This window comes from Ensifer sp. (assembly GCF_031989085.1).
Classification (GTDB): Bacteria; Pseudomonadota; Alphaproteobacteria; order Rhizobiales; family Rhizobiaceae; genus Ensifer.
This window is the reverse complement of sequence record NZ_DALZXU010000001.1, coordinates 597,091-621,816: the sequence shown is the minus strand read 5'-3', so window position 1 is coordinate 621,816 and position 24,726 is coordinate 597,091. Positions and strand designations below refer to the sequence as shown.

27 protein-coding genes are annotated in these 24,726 nt (G+C 61.5%); 7 read left to right on the top strand and 20 right to left on the bottom strand.

Going from position 1 to position 24,726, the window contains the following annotated elements:
* Positions 1 to 433: 433 nt before the first annotated feature.
* The 4 genes from RTP54_RS03030 to RTP54_RS03015 form a co-directional block, all read right to left on the bottom strand.
* Positions 434 to 1,399, bottom strand: a complete 966-nt coding sequence (locus RTP54_RS03030) for a flagellin (RefSeq protein ID WP_112808891.1) — start codon at positions 1,397 to 1,399, stop codon at positions 434 to 436.
* A 376-nt stretch (positions 1,400 to 1,775) separates the two neighbouring features.
* Positions 1,776 to 2,699, bottom strand: a complete 924-nt coding sequence (locus RTP54_RS03025) for a flagellin (protein WP_312360871.1) — start codon at positions 2,697 to 2,699, stop codon at positions 1,776 to 1,778.
* A 263-nt stretch (positions 2,700 to 2,962) separates the two neighbouring features.
* Positions 2,963 to 3,883 (bottom strand): flagellin, encoded by a 921-nt coding sequence (locus RTP54_RS03020; RefSeq protein ID WP_312360869.1) that lies wholly within the window; start codon positions 3,881 to 3,883, stop codon positions 2,963 to 2,965.
* 261 nt (positions 3,884 to 4,144) lie between these two features.
* Positions 4,145 to 5,074, bottom strand: coding sequence for a flagellin (locus RTP54_RS03015; protein ID WP_312360867.1), 930 nt, complete (start codon positions 5,072 to 5,074; stop codon positions 4,145 to 4,147).
* 405 nt (positions 5,075 to 5,479) lie between these two features.
* Between RTP54_RS03015 and RTP54_RS03010 the strand changes: the two genes are divergently transcribed.
* Positions 5,480 to 7,393, top strand: coding sequence for a glycosyl transferase (locus RTP54_RS03010; RefSeq protein WP_312360864.1), 1,914 nt, complete (start codon positions 5,480 to 5,482; stop codon positions 7,391 to 7,393).
* 255 nt (positions 7,394 to 7,648) lie between these two features.
* Here RTP54_RS03010 and fliP read toward each other — a convergent pair whose 3' ends face one another.
* The 14 genes from fliP to RTP54_RS02940 all read right to left on the bottom strand — a co-directional run bounded on the left by fliP (position 7,649) and on the right by RTP54_RS02940 (position 17,397).
* On the bottom strand, positions 7,649 to 8,386 hold the full coding sequence (gene fliP / locus RTP54_RS03005) for a flagellar type III secretion system pore protein FliP (RefSeq protein WP_112808896.1): 738 nt from the start codon (positions 8,384 to 8,386) through the stop codon (positions 7,649 to 7,651).
* Between the two features lie 8 nt (positions 8,387 to 8,394).
* Positions 8,395 to 8,892 (bottom strand): flagellar basal body-associated FliL family protein, encoded by a 498-nt coding sequence (locus RTP54_RS03000; RefSeq protein ID WP_112816879.1) that lies wholly within the window; start codon positions 8,890 to 8,892, stop codon positions 8,395 to 8,397.
* Between the two features lie 18 nt (positions 8,893 to 8,910).
* Positions 8,911 to 9,621 carry a flagellar basal body L-ring protein FlgH gene (flgH, locus tag RTP54_RS02995; protein WP_112808898.1) on the bottom strand — a complete coding sequence of 237 codons (711 nt, stop codon included), beginning with the start codon at positions 9,619 to 9,621 and terminating at the stop codon, positions 8,911 to 8,913.
* Positions 9,618 to 10,151, bottom strand: coding sequence for a MotE family protein (locus RTP54_RS02990; protein WP_409517109.1), 534 nt, complete (start codon positions 10,149 to 10,151; stop codon positions 9,618 to 9,620). Before RTP54_RS02990 ends, flgH begins: the two co-directional genes overlap by 4 nt.
* Positions 10,151 to 11,266, bottom strand: coding sequence for a flagellar basal body P-ring protein FlgI (locus RTP54_RS02985; RefSeq protein WP_112808900.1), 1,116 nt, complete (start codon positions 11,264 to 11,266; stop codon positions 10,151 to 10,153). Before RTP54_RS02985 ends, RTP54_RS02990 begins: the two co-directional genes overlap by 1 nt.
* A complete protein-coding gene (flgA, locus tag RTP54_RS02980; RefSeq protein WP_112808901.1) occupies positions 11,263 to 11,775 on the bottom strand; it encodes a flagellar basal body P-ring formation chaperone FlgA in 513 nt (170 codons plus the stop codon). The genes RTP54_RS02985 and flgA overlap by 4 nt, the downstream gene beginning before the upstream one ends.
* Positions 11,776 to 11,792: 17 nt before the next feature.
* On the bottom strand, positions 11,793 to 12,581 hold the full coding sequence (gene flgG, locus RTP54_RS02975; protein WP_112808902.1) for a flagellar basal-body rod protein FlgG: 789 nt from the start codon (positions 12,579 to 12,581) through the stop codon (positions 11,793 to 11,795).
* 10 nt (positions 12,582 to 12,591) lie between these two features.
* A complete protein-coding gene (locus tag RTP54_RS02970) occupies positions 12,592 to 12,933 on the bottom strand; it encodes a flagellar hook-basal body complex protein FliE (RefSeq protein WP_112808903.1) in 342 nt (113 codons plus the stop codon).
* A complete protein-coding gene (gene flgC / locus RTP54_RS02965) occupies positions 12,933 to 13,352 on the bottom strand; it encodes a flagellar basal body rod protein FlgC (RefSeq protein ID WP_053250468.1) in 420 nt (139 codons plus the stop codon). The genes RTP54_RS02970 and flgC overlap by 1 nt, the downstream gene beginning before the upstream one ends.
* Before the next feature lie 5 nt (positions 13,353 to 13,357).
* Positions 13,358 to 13,738 carry a flagellar basal body rod protein FlgB gene (flgB, locus tag RTP54_RS02960; protein WP_112809451.1) on the bottom strand — a complete coding sequence of 127 codons (381 nt, stop codon included), beginning with the start codon at positions 13,736 to 13,738 and terminating at the stop codon, positions 13,358 to 13,360.
* A 175-nt stretch (positions 13,739 to 13,913) separates the two neighbouring features.
* Positions 13,914 to 14,471: a flagellar protein gene (locus RTP54_RS02955; protein WP_112808904.1), complete on the bottom strand. Its 558-nt coding sequence runs from the start codon at positions 14,469 to 14,471 to the stop codon at positions 13,914 to 13,916.
* Positions 14,471 to 15,871 carry a flagellar protein export ATPase FliI gene (fliI, locus tag RTP54_RS02950; RefSeq protein ID WP_312360845.1) on the bottom strand — a complete coding sequence of 467 codons (1,401 nt, stop codon included), beginning with the start codon at positions 15,869 to 15,871 and terminating at the stop codon, positions 14,471 to 14,473. The genes RTP54_RS02955 and fliI overlap by 1 nt, the downstream gene beginning before the upstream one ends.
* A gap of 18 nt (positions 15,872 to 15,889) precedes the next feature.
* On the bottom strand, positions 15,890 to 16,615 hold the full coding sequence (gene flgF / locus RTP54_RS02945) for a flagellar basal-body rod protein FlgF (protein ID WP_112808906.1): 726 nt from the start codon (positions 16,613 to 16,615) through the stop codon (positions 15,890 to 15,892).
* 2 nt (positions 16,616 to 16,617) lie between these two features.
* Positions 16,618 to 17,397, bottom strand: coding sequence for a DUF1217 domain-containing protein (locus tag RTP54_RS02940; protein ID WP_112808907.1), 780 nt, complete (start codon positions 17,395 to 17,397; stop codon positions 16,618 to 16,620).
* A gap of 183 nt (positions 17,398 to 17,580) precedes the next feature.
* Here RTP54_RS02940 and motA point away from each other — a divergent pair, with 183 nt between their 5' ends.
* The 6 genes from motA (at position 17,581) to RTP54_RS02910 (ending at position 22,912) form a co-directional block, all read left to right on the top strand.
* On the top strand, positions 17,581 to 18,459 hold the full coding sequence (gene motA / locus RTP54_RS02935) for a flagellar motor stator protein MotA (protein WP_112808908.1): 879 nt from the start codon (positions 17,581 to 17,583) through the stop codon (positions 18,457 to 18,459).
* Positions 18,460 to 18,463: 4 nt separating this feature from the next.
* Positions 18,464 to 19,411, top strand: coding sequence for a FliM/FliN family flagellar motor switch protein (locus tag RTP54_RS02930; RefSeq protein WP_112816883.1), 948 nt, complete (start codon positions 18,464 to 18,466; stop codon positions 19,409 to 19,411).
* Between the two features lie 60 nt (positions 19,412 to 19,471).
* Positions 19,472 to 20,092: a flagellar motor switch protein FliN gene (gene fliN, locus RTP54_RS02925; RefSeq protein WP_312360834.1), complete on the top strand. Its 621-nt coding sequence runs from the start codon at positions 19,472 to 19,474 to the stop codon at positions 20,090 to 20,092.
* A 29-nt stretch (positions 20,093 to 20,121) separates the two neighbouring features.
* Positions 20,122 to 21,153 (top strand): flagellar motor switch protein FliG, encoded by a 1,032-nt coding sequence (fliG, locus tag RTP54_RS02920; RefSeq protein WP_112808911.1) that lies wholly within the window; start codon positions 20,122 to 20,124, stop codon positions 21,151 to 21,153.
* A gap of 233 nt (positions 21,154 to 21,386) precedes the next feature.
* Positions 21,387 to 22,466: a flagellar biosynthesis protein FlhB gene (flhB, locus tag RTP54_RS02915; protein WP_112808912.1), complete on the top strand. Its 1,080-nt coding sequence runs from the start codon at positions 21,387 to 21,389 to the stop codon at positions 22,464 to 22,466.
* A gap of 5 nt (positions 22,467 to 22,471) precedes the next feature.
* Positions 22,472 to 22,912, top strand: a complete 441-nt coding sequence (locus RTP54_RS02910; RefSeq protein ID WP_112816885.1) for a hypothetical protein — start codon at positions 22,472 to 22,474, stop codon at positions 22,910 to 22,912.
* Positions 22,913 to 22,923: 11 nt separating this feature from the next.
* On the opposite strand, the gene visR is transcribed toward RTP54_RS02910, so the two are convergent.
* Positions 22,924 to 23,664: a transcriptional regulator VisR gene (gene visR / locus RTP54_RS02905; protein WP_112808914.1), complete on the bottom strand. Its 741-nt coding sequence runs from the start codon at positions 23,662 to 23,664 to the stop codon at positions 22,924 to 22,926.
* Positions 23,665 to 23,676: 12 nt separating this feature from the next.
* Entirely contained in the window at positions 23,677 to 24,417 is a 741-nt protein-coding gene (gene visN, locus RTP54_RS02900) for a transcriptional regulator VisN (RefSeq protein ID WP_112808915.1), read from the bottom strand.
* Between the last annotated feature and the right edge of the window lie 309 nt (positions 24,418 to 24,726).

Below are 24,726 nucleotides of genomic sequence, written 5' to 3'. Positions count from 1 at the left end.
ATGCGCGCAGCTCGATAGAAGGCGCTACCCGTCTGCCCGACAGGCGCCGCCCGACGGCGCAGAATTCCCATGATCGTGACACTGCTGAAATGTCTCCCTCGGGTCCATTCGCCTGGAGCGAAGAACCCTGCATTCTTGGACTTACAACGGCCGTAGGGGAATTTTCCTTCCAGCGACGGACCGGTGCAGGCGGCGGCGCAAATCTCATATTGGCCGGCAGTCATCCGACAGGACTGCGAGGGAAGGCTATTCGGTCAAACTTGTGCGAAAATGAATGTGTTGGACCGCGCCAGGGCAAATAGCGCGGTCCAACCGTTTCCACCGGGTGCCGTGACCGACGACGTGGCAGAATTCAAGCCGTTCCGATTTCCGCCGCTGTCGCGGAGGAACCGTTTCAGGCCGGCGGCGTCGAAGCGCCGCCCGCTCGAAAACCTTACTGCTGGAACAGGCGCAGGATATTTTCGGAGTTGGTGTTGGCGATCGACAGCGCCTGGATACCCAGCTGCTGCTGTGTCTGCAGCGCCTTCAACCGCGTCGATTCCTCGTTCATGTCGGCATCGACAAGACGCCCGACGCCCTTGTCGATCGTATCCATCAGGTTAGCGACAAAGCTTTCCTGCATGTCGATACGCTTGGTGATGGCACCGAGCGTCGAACCGGCGTCGGTCAGCTGACCGAGGATCTTGTCGACGACGCGGATCATCGCGTCCATCTCGGCCGGTGTGGTCGTTGCCGTCAGCTTGATTTCCGTGCCGCCAGTGCCGGTCGGCGGGATGACAATGAGGCGGTATGGTGCGGCGGTGCCCGTCGGGGTCTGCAACAGCTGGTCAGCGTCATAGTCCCGCGTCAGCAGGCCGCGCGCTGCACTGCCGGTGTCGATCAGCATCGATTGCGACGTGTCGAAGTCGAGCGTCGTGATCGACACATTGCCGTTGCCATCCCGGTTGAAGGAGGCAACGATCGACTTCGTTCCGACGGCTGCGGAATTGGTGTTGTAGAGCCAGTTTTCGCTGGAGAAGGATGCCGACTGGGCAGCCGACATGAGCTGGTTCTTCAGCTCGGTGATTTCCTTGTTGATCTTGAGCTTGTCGACGCCGGGCTCGCGGGCGGCCACGAGCTTGGTCTTGATTTCAGTGACGACATCGATCGACGTCTTCATCGCTGCATAGGCGGTATCGACCTTTGCCGCACCGAGACCAAGCGCGTCCTGGACGGTGGACAGCGCGGCGTTGTCGGAGCGCATGGTCGTCGCGATCGACCAGTAGGCAGCGTTGTCTGCTGCGGTCTGAACGCGGTAGCCGGACGAGATCCGGTCCTGCACTTCGGCCATGTTGGTGTTGATCGAGCGCAACGTCTGGAGTGCGGCCATGGCGGCCGTATTGGTCATGATGCTGGTCATTGGTCACTTGCCCCGAATGATTGTCTGAGAACATTCCGGAGTGCGTGACCGGCAGCGACGGGACCAGCGTCATGCGAACCGCCCCTGTTTTGCCCTGGGGGCGACCCTTCGCTCTTAACGAAGGTGTAACGATTGTTTGGTTAACAAACGGTTAACGCCATTCATAAGTCGGTAACCAAGGTGAACAAAAATAAACATTCATGAAGCAAGCGTTACCGCTTGGGCGCGTCGGCCTGAAGCGCGATTGGGCGGCGCGATGGAACTGCGGCGTCCATGCCCCGACGACGGAAAAACCGCGCCGCCCTTTCGAGCGACGCGGTTTCGTGAAGATCCGATGCGGCCGGGCGCGGTCGTGGCGCCCTGCCCCGCCAGCCGCTTACTTGAACAGCGACAGGATGTTCTGCGAGTTGGTGTTGGCGATCGTCAGCGCCTGGATGCCGAGCTGCTGCTGTGTCTGCAGTGCCTTCAGGCGGGTCGACTCTTCGTTCATGTCCGCATCAACCAGCTTGCCGACGCCCGATTCGATCGAGTCCATCAGGTTGTCGACGAAGTCCTTCTGCAGGTCGACACGCTTGTTGACGGCACCGAGGTCCGAAGCCGCGTTGGTCATGCTCTGCAGTACGTTTTCGACGCCCGAGAGGTAGTTGGAGAGCGTCGTCGAGGTGACGCCGGTGCTGATGTCGAGCTTGAGGATGCTGACACCGGCGATCGCCGTGCCGCCCGAGTCCTTGAGATCGGCAGTCAGCAGGCCATTGGCGCCGGTGCCGTTTTCGTCAATCAGCATGGTCTTGGTCGTGTCGACGTCGAGCGTGGTCAGGCTGACATTGCCGGAAGCATCGCGGTTGAACGAACCGACGATCGACTTCGTGCCCGGTGCAGTCGCGCCAGAGGCGGTGTAGAGCCAGTTTTCGCCGGAGAACGATGCCGACTTGACGACGCTCTTCAGCTGATCCTGAAGCTGGTCGATTTCCTTCTGGACCTTGGACTTGTCAACGCCCGGCTCGCTGGCAGCAACCAGCTTTGCCTTGATTTCGTCGACGACCGAGATCGCAGCCTTGATGCCGGTGTAGGCAACGTCGGTCTTGGCAGCGCCGAGGCCGAGTGCGTCCTGAACCGTGCCGAGGGCCTTGTTGTCCGAACGCATGGTCGTTGCGATCGACCAGTAGGCGGCGTTGTCGGAAGCGTTGCCAACGCGGTAGCCGGACGAGATCCGGTCCTGCGTCGTTTCCATCGCGGAATTGATCGAACGCAGCGTGGAAAGTGCGGCCATTGCCGCGTTGTTGGTCATGATGGACGTCATTGGCTGAGTGCCCCTTGGGAATGCGAGATGAAAGGGACATTCCGGGATTACCGGGAGACGGCGGCCAGCTTCATGCCTGCTAACGCGTTAATCTTGTTGGTTAACCCGCCGTTTCGTTGGCCACAGAAAACACGAAGATGGTTAATGAAGTTTGAAGCGGAAATACCAAAAATCAGTTCGGACTAAAGAAAAAAACCGCGCCTCTGACGAGACGCGGTTTTGATGCTTCGATCCGGGACCGAAGTCGCCGGTGTCGGGTCCGGTTAACGGAACAGCGACAGGATATTCTGCGAGTTCGTGTTGGCGATCGTCAGCGCCTGGATGCCGAGCTGCTGCTGCGTCTGCAGAGCCTTCAGGCGGGTCGATTCTTCGTTCATGTCAGCGTCAACCAGCTTGCCGACGCCCGATTCGATCGAGTCCATCAGGTTGTCGACGAAGTCCTTCTGCAGATCGACGCGCTTGTTGACGGCGCCGAGGTCCGAAGCTGCGTTGGTCATGCTCTGCAGGACGTCTTCAACGCCGGAAAGGTAATTGGCAAGCGTCGTCGAGGTGACGCCAGTGCTGATGTCGAGGGTCAGAATGCTGACCGTACCGATGGCCGTGCCGTTCGTGCCGACGAGGTAGTCGGTGAGCAGGCCATTGGTGGCATTGGCCTCGTCGATCAGCATGGTCTTGGTGGTGTCGACGTCGAGCGTGGTCAGGCTGACATTGCCGGAAGCGTCGCGGTTGAACGAACCGACGATCGACTTCGTGCCCGGAGGCGTCGCGCCAGAGGCGGTGTAGAGCCAGTTTTCGCCGGAGAACGATGCCGACTTGACGACGCTCTTCAGCTGATCCTGAAGCTGGTCGATTTCCTTCTGGACCTTGGACTTGTCAACGCCCGGCTCGCTGGCAGCAACCAGCTTTGCCTTGATTTCGTCGACGACCGAGATCGCAGCCTTGATGCCGGTGTAGGCAACGTCGGTCTTGGCAGCGCCGAGGCCGAGTGCGTCCTGAACCGTGCCGAGGGCCTTGTTGTCCGAACGCATGGTCGTTGCGATCGACCAGTAGGCGGCGTTGTCGGAAGCGTTGCCAACGCGGTAGCCGGACGAGATCCGGTCCTGCGTCGTTTCCATCGCGGAATTGATCGAACGCAGCGTGGAAAGTGCGGCCATTGCCGCGTTGTTGGTCATGATGGATGTCATTGGCTGGGTGCCCCTTGGGAAAATCGATTGAAAGGGACATTCCGGGATTACCGGGAAATGGCGGCCAGCATCATGCCTGCTAACGCGTTAATCTTGTTGGTTAACCCGCCGTTTCGATAAGGACAGGAAACACCAAGATGGTTAATGAAGCTTGAAGCGGCGGAGCCAATACCGTCTCCGACAAAAGAAAAACCGCGCCTCGAGCGAGGCGCGGTTTTCCAATTTGCGATCCGGGACCGAAGTCGCCGGTGTCGGGTCCGATTAACGGAACAGCGACAGGATGTTCTGCGAGCTGCTGTTGGCGATCGAGAGAGCCTGGATGCCGAGCTGCTGCTGCGTCTGCAGAGCCTTCAGGCGGGTCGACTCTTCGTTCATGTCAGCGTCAACCAGCTTGCCGACGCCCGATTCGATCGAGTCCATCAGGTTGTCGACGAAGTCCTTCTGCAGGTCGACGCGCTTGTTGACGGCGCCGAGGTCGGCAGCAGCGTTGGTCATGCTCTTCAGAACGCTGTCAACACCCGAGAGGTAGTTGGAGAGCGTCGTCGAGGTGACGGCAGTGCCGCTGATGTCGAGGTTCAGGACGCTGACGCCAGTGATGGCCGAGCCAGCGGAGTCCTTGATGTCGGCAGTCAGAAGGCCGTTCGTGCCCGAAGTGCTGGTTTCGTCGATCAGCATGGTCTTGGTCGTGTCGACGTCGAGCGTGGTCAGGCTGACATTGCCGGAAGCATCGCGGTTGAACGAACCGACGATCGACTTCGTGCCCGGTGCAGTCGCGCCAGAGGCGGTGTAGAGCCAGTTTTCGCCGGAGAACGATGCCGACTTGACGACGCTCTTCAGCTGATCCTGAAGCTGGTCGATTTCCTTCTGGACCTTGGACTTGTCAACGCCCGGCTCGCTGGCAGCAACCAGCTTTGCCTTGATTTCGTCGACGACCGAGATCGCAGCCTTGATGCCGGTGTAGGCAACGTCGGTCTTGGCAGCGCCGAGGCCGAGTGCGTCCTGAACCGTGCCGAGGGCCTTGTTGTCCGAACGCATGGTCGTCGCGATCGACCAGTAAGCAGCGTTGTCGGAAGCGTTGGCAACGCGGTAGCCCGAAGAAATCCGGTCCTGCGTCGTTTCCATCGAGGAATTGATCGAGCGCAGCGTGGAGAGTGCGGCCATTGCCGAGTTGTTCGTCATAATAGAAGTCATGAGACTGTCCCTCAAATTTACAAGGTTACACGGTGGGGGACATACCGGACTGAATACGTCTACCGGCAATGACGGACCGGCTTCATGCCACTCGGCTCCATCCACTCAAGTGAAGGAAACCAAACCCGTCATGTGAGGGTGAATATCGCCCCCAATGCTTGCGATTTCATTAAGGCGGAAACAAATTTTCGAAGCAAAATCTTATGGTTAACAGTATGTTACTTTACCCGCGCCCACTTTGCGGGACGTTCCTTTCGCCAATCGAGATCTATTGGCAAAGAATACGAAAATCGCTCAGCAATCCCGCCTGGGGCAAGGTTTCTGCTTCAAAACAGCACCTTGGCATATTGACGTTGCACAGGCTCGCGCGGTGACAACGGTAGCGCTTTTCCTACGGAGCTTCCTTTGAACGCCCACACCATCTTTTCTTCCGCTTCGCGGCAGTATCAAAAAGGCCAGTACACCGAGGCCCTTACCTCGCTCAACCAGTTGCTCGACCTCACCCGCGATGCCAAGACCTACGCGCTCTTGGCCAAGGTGCTGCTGAAACTCGGTTTCCGCAGCGATGCCGCGCAGGCCTATCAGCTGGCCGGTGAAGCCGGCGGGCTCCGTTCAGAGCATTTTCTGGCTGAAGCCATGAAGCTGCATTTCGCCTGCGGCAACGACGACGAGGCGCTCAGCCTCGGTCGGCCCCTGCTGGAACAGGCAAAGACCGATGCGGAGCTGGCCTACATCATCGCGACGCTGTTTTTGAAGCGCAACCAGTCGCAGCTTCTCGGCCCCTTCAAGACGACGCTCTCCATGAGCGCGCAGCACGAACATCAGGTGCTGGCCGCCAAGCTGCTGACCGCCGACATCGGCAACAGCGAAGACCGCGAAATCGTCACCAACCTCTTCCGTCGGTCGCCGTCCAACCTGGTTCTGCTTTCCGCCTACCTCGTCTTCATGCAGGAGGTGAACAACTTCGGCGAGATCGACAACTACGCACAGGCGCTGGAACGCGTCGTGCAGTCGGTCAATCCCAAGTTCTTCCGGGCCGAAACGCCGTTCTACAACATGCATTGGTGCCGCGACGAAGCGCTCAACCGCGTTGCGGGCGCGCTCGACAAACCGTTCGATCCGGGCCTGCCCGCGGAACGCCGCGCCATGCCGCATTCCTGGGGCAAGAAGATCCGGATCGGCTACCTCTCGAACGACTTCTGGGCGCCTCACGCGACCATGAAGCTCTTGAAGGCCGTTCTGACCGCGCATGACCGCGAAAAGTTCGACGTCACGCTGTTCTGCTATACGCCGGAGAAATACCTGCCTTTGGCCGGCGAAGAGCGCCAGACCTGGGGCAAGATCGTGCGCGTCGAAAACCTCTCAGACGAGCAAGCGGCGCAAGCGATCCGTGACGAACAGATCGACATTCTCGTCGACCTGAAGGGCCACACGATGCACAGCCGGGTCGCCATTCTCAACCACAAGACCGCCCCGGTACAGGTCGCCTGGCTCGGCTTCCCCGGCACCACCGTCAACGTCGACATCGACTACATCATCGGCGACCGCTACGTCCTGCCCGACGCCAGTGCGCCACACTACTACGAACAGTTCTGCCGCCTGCCCGAGACCTACCAGCCGAACGATCCGGCTGGCCGTCCGCGCCCTGCCGTCATGTCACGCACCGAAGCAGGCCTGCCGGAAGACGCCTTCGTCTACGCGTCGTTCAATGCCAACCGCAAGATCATCGGCGAAACGGTCAAGGCATGGGCCGAGATCCTGCGCCGGACGCCGGACAGCGTCCTGTGGCTGATGCGCCTCAAGCCGGAAGCCGAGGCGCATATCCTGCGCCGTTTCCAGAGCTACGGCATCGCGACGAAGCGCATCATCTTTTCCGAAAAGATCGAATACGAAAAGCATCTGGCGCGTATTCCGGCGGCCGATCTCGGCCTCGACACCTTCCCCTGCAACGGCCACACGACTACGTCGGAACAGCTGTGGATGGGGCTGCCGGTGCTGACGCCGAAGGGAACGCACTTTGCTTCGCGGGTCAGCGAAAGCCTGCTCAACGCAATCGGCCTGCCGGAACTCGTTGCCGCCGACGTCGATGATTACATCGAACAGGCGGTCGCCCTCTACAACGATCGCGACAGGGTCGCCGGCTACAAGCGGACGCTCGAAGACAACCGGCTGCGGACGCCGCTGTTCGATTCCGAGCGCTTCTGCCGTCACCTCGAGCAGGCTTATGAGGCGATGGCCGAGCGCGCCAGGGACGGGCTTGAGCCCACGCTCATCGACGTCCCGGCCCTGCCGGCGCGCACCGCCCCATTCGCGCAATAACAGGCGGAGGGGCCCTACCCCTCGATACGCGTGACATCAGGACCCCGCCCTCGCCGGCGGGGTTTTTCGTTTGTCGTCACGGCGGATCGGCTACGCGTGGAGTTTCGCACGGCGCAAGGCTGCGGGCGATCGCCCAACGGCTGTCGCAACGCGCGGGCTACGTGATGTCGACCAGTGTGTCGGTCGCCGACGGCCGAACGCGCTTCCCGAGCGGGTACGCACATCCGGCAACGATAAAGCGGGAGAAACGGTGGTTCAGCTGAACGAACGCACCAGGCTGCCGACGAGCAGGTTCCAGCCGTCGATGAGCACGAAGAAGAGAATCTTGAACGGGAGCGAGATTGCCGTCGGCGGCAGCATCATCATGCCCATCGCCATCGTGATGGTGGCGACGATCAGGTCGATCACCAGGAACGGCAGCATGATCAGGAAGCCGATCTCGAAGCCACGGCGGATTTCGGAGATCATGAAGGCGGGAACGACGGCGCGCAGGTCGACCTTGTCGTCGACGACGACGGTCTGGCCCTTTTCCTTGGCGATATCGATGAAGAGTTGCAGATCCTTGTCACGCGTGTTGGCGAGCATGAACTCGCGGAACGGCTCGGTGACACGCGGGATCGCCTCGGTCTCGGTGATCTGGTTCTTGAGCAGCGGGTCGATGCCGTCACGCCAGGCGCGGTCGAAGGTCGGCGCCATTACGTAGAAGGTCATGAACAGCGCCAGCGACACCATGATCATGTTGGACGGCGTCGTTGCCAGGCCCATGCCCGTGCGCAGGATGGCAAAGGCGATCACGAAGCGCGGAAAGCTGGTGACCATGATGAGGATGCCGGGCGCGACCGAAAGAACGGTCAGAAGGCCGAAGGTCCGGATGATCCACGAGGCGGCCGAGCCGTCGATGGGCGTGTTCAGGATGTCAGAGGGAAAGCTCTGTGCGCCGGCAATTCCGGACATCGCCGTCATGGCGACTATGAAGGCGATGAGCCGGATCATTTAGCGAATCATTGAATGACGAAGGTTCTGAACATGACATTGGTTACGCGTCCATCGGAGCGCAGGTCAACCCGTTCCTGGATGTCATCCCGGAGATATTGAAAGCCGCGCGGACCCTGGATCTGCTGAAGCGAGACCGTTTTCAGATAGGCGGCGATGTCCTGGTGGATCTGCTCGGCCATGACAGGGTCCGGGGTGCCGTCGAACTGCAGCGCCACCTCGAGCCGGATCCAGTTTTCCGATGGATAGGCGAGGTTCGTGGTGATCGGATCGAGCTGCACGACGCCGTTGGCCTCGGTGGCGATCTTGGGCACGCCCTCCTCGCCGGTTGCGTTGGGCGCGACCTCCTTGGCCGCTTCCACCTGTTCCTTCGGCGGGGGCGGCGCGAGCATGCCGCCGACCAGCCAGCCGCCGCCGCCGGCGACGAGCGTCAGGACGGCAACGATGGCGATCGTCATCACCTTCGACGGTGACTTGGCGGGCGCGGCTGTATCGAGTTCTTCCATCTTGCCATTCCCTGCCGATCAGATCGGCGAAATCAGATCCATGACCTGCTGGCCGTAAGGCGGCTGCTGCACTTCGGTCAGGCGGCCGCGGCCACCATAGGAAATGCGTGCCTCGGCGATGCGGTCGTAGGAGATCACGTTGTTGGCGTCGACGTCCTGCGTGCGCACGATGCCGGCGACATTGAGGATGCGAAGCTCGTGGTTGACGCGAACTTCCTGCGAGCCGCTGATCAGGAGATTGCCGTTTTCGAGCACGCCGGTGACGACGGCGGCAACGAGCAGCTGCAGCTTCTCGGAGCGTTCGGTCGAGCCGTCGCCTTCCGTCTTGGTGTTGGAGCCATATTTCAGGTCACCCGACCAGCCGAAGTCGCTGGCTTCGGACTGGCCGCTGGCGCCGATGTTGAAGCCGCTGGTGTTCTTGCGGCTGCGGTCGGTCTTGTTGTCGAACGAAGCCTTGTCATTGATGGCGATCTGCACCGTCAGGATGTCGCCGACGTTGAGCGCGCGCGCATCCTTGAACAGCGCCGACTGCTGGTCGTTCCAAAGAGAGAAGCCGTTGGCCACATGCCGCGGCTCTTTCGGATACATGGCAAGCTGCGGCGTCTGGGTATATTGCAGGCCGCTGCCGATCGGGCTCATGGCAGGGGCACGGCCGATCTCGTTGAAGGCCTGGTTCTGACATCCCGCGAGGAGGGCCGCGGCCATGACGGCCGTTAGACGCATTTTCATGATGGTTCCTTCGAGGTGTTCGGATCGCTGGCACTCGAGATGATGTTGGTCAGGAGAGCTGCCTTCTCGTCGCTCATTTCGCTGAGGATCAGCGACGACTGGCGCGGCGGCAGCCGCATGACGATCGCAGCGGCGATCTCCGGACGGACCATCTCCAGCTTGCCCGCGGCCGCATCCGGCTTCATCGTCTTGTAGATGCCCACGAGGCCGGTCTCGGCCTGCTTAAGGAAGTCGTTGCGACGCTTCAGCCAGTCTTCATATTCCTCGCGCCGCTTTTCCAACGTCGCGATCCGCTCGTCGACGTTTGACTGGAGCGTTTCGAGTTCCTTGCGCTGCAGCACATAACGCTGGTCACGGGCAGCATCGGCAATGTTGGTGCAGAACTGCTGGATCTCGTCGGCGCTGGCGTTGCCGGCGGGCGGCGCGGTCACGTCCTGGGCAAAGGCGCCAGGCATCGCAAGCATCGACGCAACGGCAGCGGTCGCGAGCAGGGCATTGCGGGATCTGCCAATAAGGCGGTCGATGTTCATCATTGCAGGACAAGCTCCGCCTGAAGGGCCCCGGCCGTTTTGATGCTTTGCAGGATGGCGATGATGCCATCTGGCTTGACGCCGATGTTGTTGAGACCGGCAACCAGCGACCTGAGGCTGGACCCGTTGAGGATGGCGACGGTGCCGCCGTCGGATTGCGCCTCGATGGTGGTATTGGGCTCCATCGCGGTCTGGCCACGCGAGAACGGCAGCGGCTGGACGACCGTCGGCGTCTCGCTGACCTGCACGGTCAAGGTGCCATAGCTGACCGCCACCTCGTTGACGCGCACGTCCTGGCCGATGACGATCGTTCCGGTGCGCTCGTTGATGACGACCCTGGCCGGAACGTCGGTCTCGATGACGATGTTTTCGATATCGGCCATCAACCGCGCAAGATCGGCCATCTTCGGCTTCTCGACGAGAACAGCCTGGGAATCGCGCGCTTCGGCAATGCGGCCGCCATATTGCCCGGCGGCATATTTGTTGATCGCGGCGGCCATGCCGACGGCGGTCGAAAAGTCCGGATTGCGCAATTGCAGAACGAGGTTGAAACCGTCCTTGAACTTCGACGGCAGCTCGCGCTCGATGATCGCGCCGTTCGGCACGCGCCCCGAGGTGGTAACCCCCTGATTGAGCGTCGCGGCGTCCCCTTGGGCGTTGAAGCCGGTGACGACGACGGACCCTTGGGCGACCGCATAGATCTGACCATCGGCGCCCGAAAGCGAGGTCATCACGAGCGTGCCGCCGCGCAGGGACGTGCTGTCGCCGAGCGATCCGACCGTCACGTCGACGCGACTGCCGGGGCTGGCGAATGGCGGCAAGTTGGCGGTGACGAGAACCGCGGCGACGTTGCGCGTGCGCGATTCGCCGCCCTGGGTCGAGATGCCGAGGTTCTGCAGCATGGCGCGCATCGACTGATCGGTAAACGGCGACGAGCGCAGGCTGTCGCCCGTGCCCTGAAGGCCGACAACGAGGCCGTAGCCGATGAGCTGGTTGTCACGGCCGGCCTGCAGCGAGGCGACGTCCTTGATCCGTGACGCGCCGAAAGCCGGCGTCATCGCTGTAGACAGCGCGACGGCCAGCGTCAGGAACCATTTGCAGGCAAGCATTTTCATTTCGCCACCACATGTATCGTGCCGTCGGCCATCACTGTCCCGGAAACGATGACGCCAGTATCAATATTGCGAGCCCGGATCAGGTCGCCGATCGCGGCATCCTGAAGGGGCGACCCGGCAGCGCTGATGGTGAGACCGCCATTGCTGAAGACCAGACGGACGGTGGAGCCTCGCTCGACCGCGTACTGCTCGCGCAGTGCCGAGGCCAGAATGACGCGTCCGGGCAGCAGCGTGCGCTTGCTCACCTTGCCGTCAATCTCGCTCAGTGTCCTGACATAGCCGTCCGTCAGATCGGGGTTGGTCACGTCGACGACCTCGAGCCGGCTCGCGTCGATCGCTTCGCCGGGGTAGATCGTCTGCTTGGGGATGACTGCAGTCAGCCGTTCCGCAAAGCCTGCCGAAGGCGACAGGAAAGCGGCGGCGAGCAAGATGCCCGCCACCACGTGCCGCGCGCGTGGCGCGGAACCGTCCTTCTGAGCTGTCATTCCTGCGGCTCGGCGAAACGTCATGTTTGCCCCCTGTTCCGTTACCTGAGGTTCTTGCTCACCGTGGCCGCCATCTCGTCGGCCGCCTGGATGATCTTGGAGTTCATCTCATAGGCACGCTGGGCCGAGATCAGGTCGGTGATTTCCTTGACCGGATCGACGTTCGACGCTTCGAGATACTTCTGCTTGATCAGCGCAAAGCCCGGATCGGCCGGCGTTCCGACAATTGGTTCGCCAGAGGCTGGGGTCTGCTTGAACAGGTTTTCGCCCTGCGGCTCGAGGCCGGCCTCGTTGACGAAGTTGGCAACCGTCAACTGACCGATTTCCTGCATCGCCGGATCGCTGCCGATGCGCACCATCACCTGGCCGGAGCTGGTGAAGGCGATCTCGGTTGCGTCCTGAGGCACGGTGATGCCCGGCACCACGGTGTAGCCGTCGATGGTGACCAGCTGGCCCTGGGCGTTCTTGTTGAAGGCGCCGGCGCGGGTGTAGACCGTCTCGCCATCGGGCGTCTCCACCTGGAACCAGCCACGGCCGACGAGCGCGAGGTCGTAATCGTTGCCGGTGCTGACGAGGCTGCCCTGGATGTGCAGGTTGCGCACGGCGGCCGTCTGGACGCCGAGACCGATGATCGCGCCTTCCGGGACGATCGCCTGGTTGGAGCGGTTGGGCACGCCCTGGGCGCGCTCGGTTTGATAAAGCAGGTCGGAAAACTCTGCGCGGGCACGCTTGTAGCCGGTCGTGTTGATGTTCGCGATGTTGTTCGCGATCACTTCGAGGTTCAGCTGCTGGGCGTTCATGCCGGTTGCGGCAATGGAAAGGGCCTTCATGTCTCGTTCCTTAGATCTGCATGCGCGCGATTTCGAGGTAGGCGGTCACCACCTTGTCGCGGATCGCGATCGCGGTCTGGAGCGACTGTTCGGCGTTCATCACCGCATCGACGACTTCACGGGTGTTGGTGGTACCGCGGATGCTGTCGATCGAGGCGCCTTCGGCCTTCTTCATGGCGCCGATGGCGTCCGTCGCCATGTCGCCGAGGATCGCTGAAAAGCTCTGGGACTGCGGGGCGGCCGAGGTTGCGGCTGCCGATCCGAAAACCGACGAAGACGAGGATGCAAGGCGGGTGCCTTCGGCTTCTTTCGTGACCGAAAAAGCGCCGACTGAGTTAATTGCGTCGATCATTATTGTGATGCTCTCAACAGGTCGATGGTTTGGGAAACCAGGTCGCGCGATTGCTTGATGGTCTGGAGGTTGGCTTCATAGGCGCGGTTGGCTTCGCGCATGTCGGCCATTTCGACCAGGATGTTGACGTTCGGCATCTTGACCATGCCCTTCTCGTCGGCGGCCGGGTTGCCGGGATCGAACTCGATGGTGAAGTTCGAATCGTCCGTGCCGAGCCGCTCGATCTCGACCAGCGAGGCGCCGCTCGCCCTGTCGACCTCGGCTGCAAAGCTGATGGTCTTGCGTCGGTAGGGATCAGCGCCTGGTACGTCGCCGGAGGAGCGTGCGTTGGCGATGTTTTCAGAAACGATACGCAGGCGGGTCGATTCTGCCTGCAGACCTGAGGCCGAGACCTTCATGGCCGAAGTCAAAGGATCCATGGTTTTTACTTCCGTACCGTCATGAGCATCATCCGGTGAAACGCCTTGACGAGCCCGGCACTGAGCTCGTAGTCGCGCTTGATTTCACCGGTCTTCATCATTTCCTGCTCGATCGCGACGCTGTTGCCGGATTGCTGGACCTGAACGCCGTCGAGCATGCCGACCTCGGCCACCTGCGAGGCTTCGAGGCTCTCGGTGAAATGGGCCTTGTTGGTCGCGGCCATCTGGATGCCGGTGTTCTGCAACACGCTTTCGAACGGCTTGACGTCCTTGGCCTTGTAGTGCGGCGTATTCGCATTGGCGATGTTGCCGGCCACCACGTTCTGGCGGACGGTCAGCCACTGGGCCTGCCGGGACGCGAGTTCGAAAAGCTGAATCGGTTGCATCAAAAGCTCCATGCTTGTTGATGCGAACCTAGGTGGGTAATCTTGCGCGGGACTTGTCCTTGGAAACGGCCACCTGGCGGATGGCGGAATGCGAAGGGATCGCGCACGGCATGAGCCGTCGCGGATCGCGAAAGACACGTGACGAACAAGGACGTCTGGAAAATGTCGTGGCTGGTCAGTCTGCCTTGTAGACTTCGCCGCTCGAGGTGATCATCACCCAATGCCCGTCACGTTCTTCGAGCGTCGCCAGACGGGTGTTGTCCGGCAGGATCGAGCCGATGCGCACAATGTACATGCCGGCGGTGTCCTCGATCAGGGCGCGGCCATTGGCGACATGCATCAGCTTGAAGCCTGATTTTCCGGGGAATGGCTGCTCGAGACCTTCGTTCGGCGCGGCACCACCCGCGGCGGGACTGCCGCCAAGGGTCGGCACGGTCGCGGTCGTCAGCTGGTCGATCGCCGCGACGGTTTCGCCGTCCATGTCCGACATCGCAAGCGGCGAGACCGACACGACGCTGCGCGCCGGCTTTTCCGGCAGATCACGCGTCGACCCCTGCCAGAGCGCCGGCATCGTGAACTTGTCCTGGTTGAGGAAGGCATACCAGGGAAAGACGGTCGCAAGCGCCGCCAGCAGGATGCCGGTCGCAGCCAGCGCCTTATCGATCATCGGCATGCCCGCTTCGCGCTTGCGCTGATGGATCGTCTCGTCCGCGTCGTAATCCGTCAAACCCATTACCTCGGCCTCATCCCTGCAGCACCCGGCTGATTGCCCATCGCCGCGGCCTTCAGCGCGCCGGCAAGGTCGGAAAATGCATCCTGCGTCGGCGGTTCGCTCGCCGTCTGCGTCAAGACGTCGTAGATCACCGGCACCTGCTTGATCGCCATGTCGAGATCGGGATCGCCGCCGGGGCGGTAGCCACCGATCAGCCGCAGGTCACGTGTCTCCTCGAAGCGGTGAATCAGCGACTTCAGCCGCGACACCAGCTTTTCCTGGTCAGGCGTCCAGGCCTTGCGCGCGAGGCGCGAGATCGAGGCCAGTGGATTGATCGGCGGATAACGCCCTTCCTCGGCCAGGCTGCGGTCGAGCACGATGTGCCCGTCGAGAATGCCACGCGTCGAGTCGGCGATCGGGTCGTTGTGGTTGTCGCCGTCCACCAGGATCGAGATGATCGCGGTAATCGTGCCTGCGCCTTCGGCGCCCGGACCGGCCCGCTCGAGCAGGCGCGGCAGTTCGGTAAAGACCGAGGCCGGATAGCCGCGCGCGATCGGGGGCTCGCCGGAGGCCGTCGCCACCTCGCGGATCGCGTGGGCGAAACGGGTGACGCTGTCGACGATCAGAAGCACGTTGTCGCCGTTGTCGCGGTAATGCTCGGCGATGGTGACGGCGGTCAGCGGCGCCATCTTGCGCAGCATCGGGCTTTCATCGCTGGTGGCGACGACCGCAACCGACTTGGCAAGATTGTCGCCCAGCGTATCCTCGATGAATTCGCGCACTTCGCGGCCACGTTCGCCAACCAGCGCAATGACCACCTTGTCGAAGGCATTGGCCCGCGCCAGCATCGACAGAAGCGTCGACTTGCCGACGCCGGAGCCGGCAAAGATGCCGAGGCGCTGGCCGAGGCAAAGCGGCGAGAAGATATCGATCGCCCGCACGCCGGTGCGAAATCCATGCTCCACGCGCTTGCGGGTCATGGATGGCGGCGCCGTGTTTGAGATCGAGCGGCGGACGTCGCCTTGCAGCAGCGGACCGAGACCATCGATCGGTTCGCCAAGCGCATTGATCGCGCGGCCGCACCACTGGTCGGTCGGCGCGATGCGGAAGGCGCCCTTGCGGATGACGGTATCGTGGATGCCGATCGGGTCGCCGGGCTCGATCGGGCAGACGACGACACGCTCAGGCTCGACGCGCACCACTTCGCCCAGATGCGTTCCGGTCGCGCTCTTGTGTGCGACGAAATCACCGAGCCGCACATGCCGCGACAGGCCGGTCACGGTGTAGTGCCCCGGAGAGATCGTCTGGACGTGGCCGCCCGGAGCGATCGAATGTTCGGGTTTGGCGTAACGTTCGACGAGGCCGCCAAGGGCAGCCAGCGATGTCGATGCGGCGCTCGTCTTCGGGCCTTCGCGTTCCATGCCGGTTCCTGTCACGCCTTAGCGGCTGCCACCGAGCGTCTTGATCGCTTCGCTGAGCGACCCCTCGCCGTCGCGCATCAGCGCGGTGATGTTGTCGAAGGCGCGGGTGACCATGATCAATTGCGACATCTCGGCGATGGCGTTGACGTTTGATTCTTCCAGGAAACCCTGCATGACGCCGACATCGAAGCGGTCGACCACCGGTTCCGGCTGCATGTTCGGCAGCACCGCGCTGTTGTCCAGGCGCATGAAGCCCTTGCTGAAGTCGGCCTGGTAAAGGCCGAGCGAAGCGACGGCGACGCCGTTCTGGTGCAGGGCGCCGTCGGCGCCGACGGTCACATCGCCGCCCGTGCCGTTGATCTGGATCGGGGCGCCGCCGGCGTCGAGAACCGGATAGCCGCGAATGGTCACGAGCTCTCCGGTTTCGGTCAGGGTGAAGCGGCCGTCGCGCGTCAGCGCCGGTCCGGAAGGCGTGTCGATCTGGAACCAGGCATCGCCCTTGACCGCGAAGTCGAATGCGCCGCCGGTGCGCGTCAGCGAGCCGTTGCTGGTGTTGAGAAATTCCTCGCCCTTGCTGACGTAGGATACCTTTGTCGGCTTGGTGTCGCCGAGCATCTGGTTGAACTTCACTTCCGTGCCGCGGAAACCGACAGTGCCGGAGTTTGCGATGTTGTCGGCGAGTGTGTTGAGGCGCTTTTCAAGCGCCATCTGCGACGAAATCGCAACGTAAAGACCGGTCTGCACGTTCAGCGTCCCCCGAGTTTCAAACTGTTGATGGACAGGAGCAGGTCGGAAGAGATGCCGTAGCCGCTCGACGCGCCGAATACCGCAAGCGGGTCGTAGCCGTCCGTTGAATTGTCGATTTCCCAAAGAGCGGTAAAGCGGTCGAGAAATTCCGTCACCTTGGCCGGATCCTGGAAGTCCTTGAGATCGATGGCCGCTTCATAGGCCGCCGCCTGGCGGTCGACCTCCGTGCCGGCGAATTCCGCCGGCAGCTGCAGGGTGGTGCGCACCACCTGCCCGAGCGCCTCGTCGGCGATGATGGCGTATCCGCTGGTCAGCGTCGGTGCCATGCGGGCGAAATAGAGCGCAAGCCGCACGCCGGCGTTTTCCTCGCCGGCGCTCTGTTCGAGCGTCTGGCGGGCGTATTTGTCTACGACGCCTTTCTGGGCGCGATCGAAAGAGGTGGCAGCCTCGCCGTGGCGGGCGAAATTCAGCGATTCGGCCAGCTGCTTGTAGCGGCTGTCGGTCAGCTTGTTGGCAAATGCGTCCTCGCTGTCGACACCCTCGGCCAGCACCTTGCGCATAAAGGCCTTGGCGTAACCCATGTCCTCGAGGCCGTGCGCCTTGATGGCATAGTTGTAGAGGCGCGTATCGGCGAAGAACTGGTCGATCGTTTTGATGTCACCGATCTTCGAGAGGTAATATTCCGTCTCGCGGGCAACGTCCGGCTCCTTGGCGACGCGCTCCAGCGACTTGCCAAGGTCGGCTGTAATCAGCTTGTAGCTCGTATAGGTCGTGGTCACGATCGGTCGCCCTTAGCGGAATGAAACGGGCGCGACGGGAAAGCCGGCCTTTACAAATCCTGACCTGACAGGCTTGCGCGAACCTGTTCCACGCAATGCTTTCCGTGCTGTCGGCGGCCAGCCTCACGCAAGGAAGAAACCGTATCCCGTTAGACGAAAAATGGGATCGTGACGGGTATCGAAATGAACATCATCATCGGGCTTATTGTGACTTTCGGCTGTATTCTCGGCGGCTACGTGGCCATGGGCGGCCATATGGAAGTCCTCAACCAGCCTTTCGAACTGCTGATTATCGGCGGCGCCGGCATCGGCGGCTTCATCATGGCCAACTCGATGAAGGTGGTTAAGGATACCGGCAAGGCGCTGGGCGAGGCGTTTCGCAACAAGGTTCCAAAGGAGCGCGAATATCTCGACACGCTCGGCGTTCTCTACTCGCTGATGCGCGATCTGAGAACGAAGTCGCGCAACGAGATCGAAAGCCACATCGACAATCCTGAGGAATCCTCGATCTTCCAGTCGGCTCCCACCGTCTTGAAGAACAAGGAGCTGACGGCGTTCATCTGTGACTACGTCCGCCTGATCATCATCGGCAACGCCCGCTCGCACGAGATCGAGGCGCTGATGGATGAGGAAATCCAGACCATCACCCACGACAAGATGAAATCCTACCATGCCATGACCATCATGGGCGACGCCTTCCCGGCGATCGGCATCGTCGCGGCGGTTCTCGGCGTCATCAAGGCGATGGGCGCGATCAGCGAAGCGCCGGAAGTTCTCGGCGCCAAGATCGCCGCCGCCCTCGTCGGCACCCTGCTCGGCGTGTTCCTCTCCTATTCGATCGTCGCTCCGCTGGTCGCCAACGTCAAAGCCGTGCGCGAAAAGCAGAACCGGCTCTACATCATCGTCAAGCAGACGCTGCTTGCCTACATGAACGGTTCCGTTCCGCAGGTTGCTCTCGAATACGGGCGCAAGACCATTTCGGCCTACGAGCGTCCCTCGATCGACGCCGTCGAGCAGGAGATGATGAACCCCGGCGGCGGCAGCGAAAGCAAGGCGGCCTGATCCGATGACATCTGGAACACCGACAAACGTCCATCCCTTCGACAGGAAACTCCTGGCGCGCATGACCGGCGCACTCGGCGACGATCGCGCGATCGGCCGGGTGGCGCTTGATCTCGGCCACGTGTTCGGCGAATTCCTTCCCGACATCTGCAAGGCGGAAACCGGCCTCGACATTGCCATCGGCTATGCCGGCTTTCGCACCGGACTTCGCAACGGCCTGATCGCCGAGCTCGGCAGCGGCGTGCTGATCAGCGACGTCTCGCTTCGCAACTGGGCTCCAGACTTTCAGATCAGCTGCGACAGTCCGATCATCATCACCATGGTCGAAGCGCTACTGGGCGCGGAGCCGACCGACATCGAAGAGCCGCAGCCGCGCACCCTTTCGCCGATCGAAATCGACGTTGCCCAGCCGATCTTCGAGAAGATCGCCGACGTGCTGCGCACCGCCGTCAATGCGGCTGGCGGTTTCGAACCGATCGTTTCGCGCGCTTACAACAGTTCTGCCCGCGGCAAGCCCGACCCGACGCTCGAGGACGTGCATGCGGCAGCGATCGACATGACGATCGGCTTCGGCCCCGTGCTGTCGACCTTCTCGATCATCGTGCCGCAGAGCGTGCTCTTGAAGACGCAGGTGGTGTTTCCGAAGGGTGCGGGCCAGAACCGCAAGCTGAAGTCCGAATGGACCGAGCAGATGGAGGAGCAGGTTCGCCGCTCGGCCGTCACCATCGAGGCGCGGATCCGGCTGGAAAGCCTGACGCTCGACACGATCAGCCGCCTGCAGGCCGGCGACATCATCCCCTTCCACGATGCCCAGGACGTTCGCGTCGACGTGAACGCCAACGGCCGCGATCTCTATGTCTGCGAGTTCGGCCGATCGGGTGCGAAATACACCGTGCGGGTGAAGGACACCCACGGCTCCGAACAGGACATCCTTCGCCACATCATGAGTTAATTCGGCTCGCCGTCGCCAGGCAGTAGGCCTGAGGCAAGCTTCAACTGGAATAGTTCGCACATGGCACCCAAGAAAGCACCACTCAACGAACAGGCCGCAGTCGCTGTCGGAGACATGGAACTCGACCAGGCGATCGACGATCTGCGCGGTGTTCTCAAGAAAGACACGGACGCGCCCGCAGGCTTTGGCGCCGAGTTCGGCAGCGACGCGCTTGGCACCTCCGAGTTCGGCGGTGACTTCGCCGCGCCCACCGACGGCCTTGGCGCCTTTGGCGGCGACTTCGGTTCGGACACGTTCGGCAGCGACCTGTCGGCAACGCCTGCGTCCACCGATTTCGGCGGCAGCACCTTCGGCACGAGCGATTTCGGCGCGTCGACCTTCGATGCCGGTGAAACCGTCGTCGATACGCCGCCGGGCAGCGGCATGAACGCCAATCTCGATCTGATCATGGACATCCCGATCGATGTCCAGATCGTTCTCGGCACCAGCCGGATGCAGGTCTCCGGCCTCATGAACCTGATCGAAGGCGCCACGATCTCGCTCGATCGACGGATCGGCGAACCGGTCGAAATCATGGTCAACGGCCGGATCATCGGCCGTGGCGAAATTACCGTTCTCGAAGGCGACGACACCCGGTTCGGCGTCAAGCTCATCGAGATCAAGGGCAGCAAGAAGTCATAAAACCCAATTATTGGGCGAGGGATGAATCCATGATGGATTTCGAAAGTTTTGAGGCCCAGGCACTTTCCAGGCCTCTCAACCAGACCGACAAGGCCGCAGCCGTTCTGCTGGCGATGGGCAAGACCGTCGCCGGAAAGCTGCTGAAATTCTTCACCCAGAGCGAACTGCAGGCGATCATCGCCTCGGCACAGTCGCTGCGGGCCATCCCTCCCCACGAACTGGAAGCGCTGGTCAACGAATTCGAGGACCTGTTCACCGAAGGCGCCGGCCTGATGGATAACGCCAAGGCGATCGAGAGCATTCTCGAGGAAGGCCTGACGCCGGATGAAGTCGACGGCCTGCTCGGTCGCCGCGCCACCTTCCAGTCCTACGAAGCCAATATCTGGGACCGACTGCAGGAGTGCGACCCGGTCGCAGTCGCGCTGCAGCTGGCCAAGGAACATCCGCAGACGATCGCCTACGTGCTGTCGATGATGCCTTCCAACTTTGGCGCCAAGGTGCTGCTGCAGCTCTCCGAAGAGCAGCGGCCCGACATCCTGAAGCGCGCCGTCAACATGAAGGACGTCAGCGCCAAGGCAGCGTCGATCATCGAGAACCGCGTCATGGAAATGATCGGCGAGATGGAAGCGGAGCGCAATTCCGCAGGCCCCACCAAGATTGCCGAAGTGATGAACGAGCTCGACAAGCCGCAGGTCGATACCCTGCTCGCCTCGCTCGAATCGCTCAGCACGGAATCGGCCAAGAAGGTTCGTCCGAAGATCTTCCTCTTCGACGATGTTCTCTACATGCCGCAGCGCAGCCGCGTTCAGCTCTTCAACGATGTCTCCACCGACATCATCACCATGGCGCTGCGCGGCTCGACCATGGACCTGCGCGAATCGGTTCTCGCCTCGATCGGCGCGCGCCAGCGCCGCATGATCGAATCGGATCTGGCCATGGGAGACGCCGGCATCAACCCGCGCGACATCGCCATTGCCCGCCGCTCGATCACCCAGGAGGCGATCCGGCTTGCCGCAAGCGGCCAGCTGGAACTGAAGGACAAGGAAGCAAAGGCCGCCTGATGCAATGGGTGGTCGGGCATCCTTTCAAGGACCCGGCAACAGGCTGATTGCCAGACCAAAACGCGGGCCAAAAGCCCGCGTTTTTGCTTTGACGCAGCGAAGGCGCCGCTTTTCCTGTTGACCCCGCCGGATTGCCCCGACGAAACCCTTGTCTGCTCCGGTTTGCGGGTTCACTACAGGCAGCGCACGATCAGCGCTGGCGTGTGGAAACCGGTCGGGAGACTTCCTGTCGCATGTCGGACGATGAGGATAAGGACAGCAAAACTGAATCCCCGTCGGAGAAAAAGATCTCCGACGCCGCCGACAAAGGCAACGTCCCCTTTTCCCGCGAAGCGACCACCTTCGCCTCTACGGTCGCGATCTACATCTTCTTCGTCTTCTTCCTGACCGATGGCGCGAGCACGGTTGCCGAGGCGCTCAAGGATATCTTCGAGCAACCGGAAGCCTGGCGCCTGAACAACGCCACCGATGTGGTGGCGCTGATGACGCATCTCGCCTGGAAGTCGACGGCACTGCTCGTTCCCGTCTTCGTGCTGCTTATCGTCTTCGGCGTCGGCTCGTCGATCTTTCAGAACCTGCCTCGACCGGTGCTCGACCGCATCCAGCCGAAGATGAACCGTGTTTCGCCGATCGCCGGGCTGAAACGCATCTTCGGCGTCCAGGGTCTGGTGGAATTCGGAAAGTCGCTGTTCAAGATCATCATCATCTCGATCCTCGTCGTGCTCGTTCTGTGGAACGACTACTTCTCGACGCTCGACCTGATGTTCTCCGATCCGGTCAGGATCTTCTCGACGATGACGTCGGATCTCAACCAGATCATGATCGTCATCATGCTGGCGACCGCCGTTCTGGCGATCGCCGATCTCTTCTGGTCGCGGCACCATTGGTACACCGAACTGATGATGACCAAGCAGGAAGTGAAGGAGGAGATGAAGCAGGCGCAGGGCGACCCGATCGTCAAGTCGCGCCTTCGCTCGATACAGCGCGATCGGGCGCGAAAGCGCATGATTTCATCCGTGCCGCGGGCGACGCTGGTGATCGCCAACCCGACCCACTATGCCGTTGCGCTGCGCTACGTGCGCGAAGAAAGCGATGCGCCGGTGGTCGTTGCGCTCGGCCAGGACCTCGTCGCCCTCAAGATCCGCGAGATTGCGGAGAAAAACGGCATTCCGGTCTTCGAGGATCCGCCGCTTGCACGCTCCATGTTTGCACAAGTCTCGGTCGATAGTGTGATTCCACCCGTGTTTTACAAGGCAGTTGCCGAACTCATTCACAGGGTGCACGCGCAATCGCAACCAAAACGGATGACGTAACGCCGATGAAAAAGTGCGAATTCTCCGAGAGACGGGAACAGCTAGTAGCCGAAGCGATCCGCCCTGTGGCGACCGAATTGCGTCTCATAGACGCTGCGGATTTCATCGCTCTCCTGCGTTTCGAATCCTATGCCAGCCTCGCGGACCTCGTTGAATCGGCCGCCGAGCTGTATTTCCTGCCCGGAACCGTCAATTTCGGTCTCGGCGGCAACTACAATCTCGACTGGGACAGCGAGCCGGAAATCGTGCTCGACCTGGAGCTGAAGCCGCGCGGCGTGACGATCTATGTGCGCCTCTCGCTCGGAAACGACACCGCCGGCATCGAGATCAGCCACATCACGTTCCAGAACCCCTCGGCCGATCCGGACGAAAACACGGCCTTTCTCGCAAAAAGCCTGTCGGAAGCGAAGTTCATCAAATCCTATGAGCTGCCCTTGGCAAGCTGACCGTCCGGCGGTCAGCTGATGTAGCCAAGCCTTATGGCCTTGGCGATCGCCTGGATCCGGTTGACGGAATCGAGTTTGGTCGTGGCAGCGCCGAGATAGGCGTTGACCGTGTGGACGGAGAGCCCCATCCGCTCGGCGATCTCCTCGCTGATGTGACCGTCGCCCGCCATCTGCAGGCAGGCGATTTCGCGATCGCTGAGCGTCTCGGCGTGCACCATGCGCTTTTCGTCGGCGGCCAGAAGGTCGGTCATGATCGTGCAGCTACGGCCATGAAGATCGACGACCTGGTCTGTCGTCGCATCGACGTAGCTGCCGACGAAGACGACATAGCCGTTGCCTTGTGCGCCGAGCCGAACGGGAAAGGCGATGCCGGAATAGGACAGCTTGCGCCCTTTCAGTCGGTGGGCGAAGTGTCCGAAATCGGACATCTCGGCGGCCTGGTGTTCGCCCGAGCCGTTCCACAGCACCGGCAACAGCGAGGTATCGAGATGGGCGGTCAGTTCCTCGCCGTAATGCGTGATCAGCTCATGGGCGTTGGCTTCGGACGACATGCCCCAGTTGTCTAGCACGCAGGTCAGCTTGCGCACCGCGCCCATGCCCTTGCCGTTGAGCCTGAGCACAGCGAAATGCTTGGCATTGATCTGGCGCTGCATTGCCTGCAACCGTGTGATCAGGGTCGCGGCTCGCGCCGCCTTGCCACTGCGGCTTAGCCGATCATCGTCGCTGCGTCCGTTGGCGAGAAAATGCGTCATTCGTCTCGCCCCTCAGACCAGATTGTTTCGCACGGCATAGGCAATCGCCTCCGAGCGCGTTCGCGTGGCCGTCTTTCGCATGACGCTGGTGATGTAGTTGTTGATCGTGTTGCGCGAGATCCCAAGGATGACCGCGATCTCTTCGCTGGTCTTGCCCTCGGCGATCCAGAAGAGGCACTCAAGCTCGCGATCGGTGAGCTCGAAATCGCGGTCGTTTCGGACCTCGGCACGGGTCGTGAAGCTGGCGAGATATCCCGCAAGCAGGGTCACGTCACGCAGGCTTTCCTGCGAAAGGATCACATCCTCCGGCACAAGCAGCATCAACGAAAAGCGCAGTCGCCCGACGTTGAAGGTGACCGCGCAATACTCGCGGCTGATGCCGCGCGGCAGGTCGATGTCGTCGGGCAGCGCGTAAAACATCGGCTGCAGCACCGAAAGGCATTTTTCAAGCTCGGTCGTCTTGGCGTGCAGCCCGGTCACGACGCCCGAAAGCCGCCTGACGATATCGAACGGCCAGTCAGAGCAGACGACGAAGTCCAGCCCGTTGTCCTGAGAGAGATCGTAGCGCGCCAGAAGATACTGACTGGCTCCAACATATTCGGTGAGTGCGGCAAGCCCGCTTGCCAGATTGGCACGGCCCGCCAGCTCGCCCAGCCGCCGGAACAACTGATCACGACTGAGCCCGCCGCCACGCAGGCGTGTCGACGCTGTCGGCAAAGGCCAGACAGTTATGTCTGCTTGCGAAATGTCCATGATGTCAGCCCCCGTGCCGGATTCACCGCCCTGGAACCTGCGCTTGCACTGTCGCCGCCAACAGCCGGCCCAAGCCGAATATCACCACCAGTCGCAGTTCAGGACGCGAATCAACTGCTAAAAATGTACATCCGTCCTCAAAAAAAACCACCGCCATCTTCTCGCTATTTACTTCGCCATCCTTTCATGAAACGATTCGTGAAGATGCTGCATTGTCATCGTCTCGTTTCGGCTGCGGCCAGTTTGCGTTTCGACATAGCGTTGATATTTAAGAGAGTTTTGGTAATCAGCTTGCCCTTGCTCCGCTGC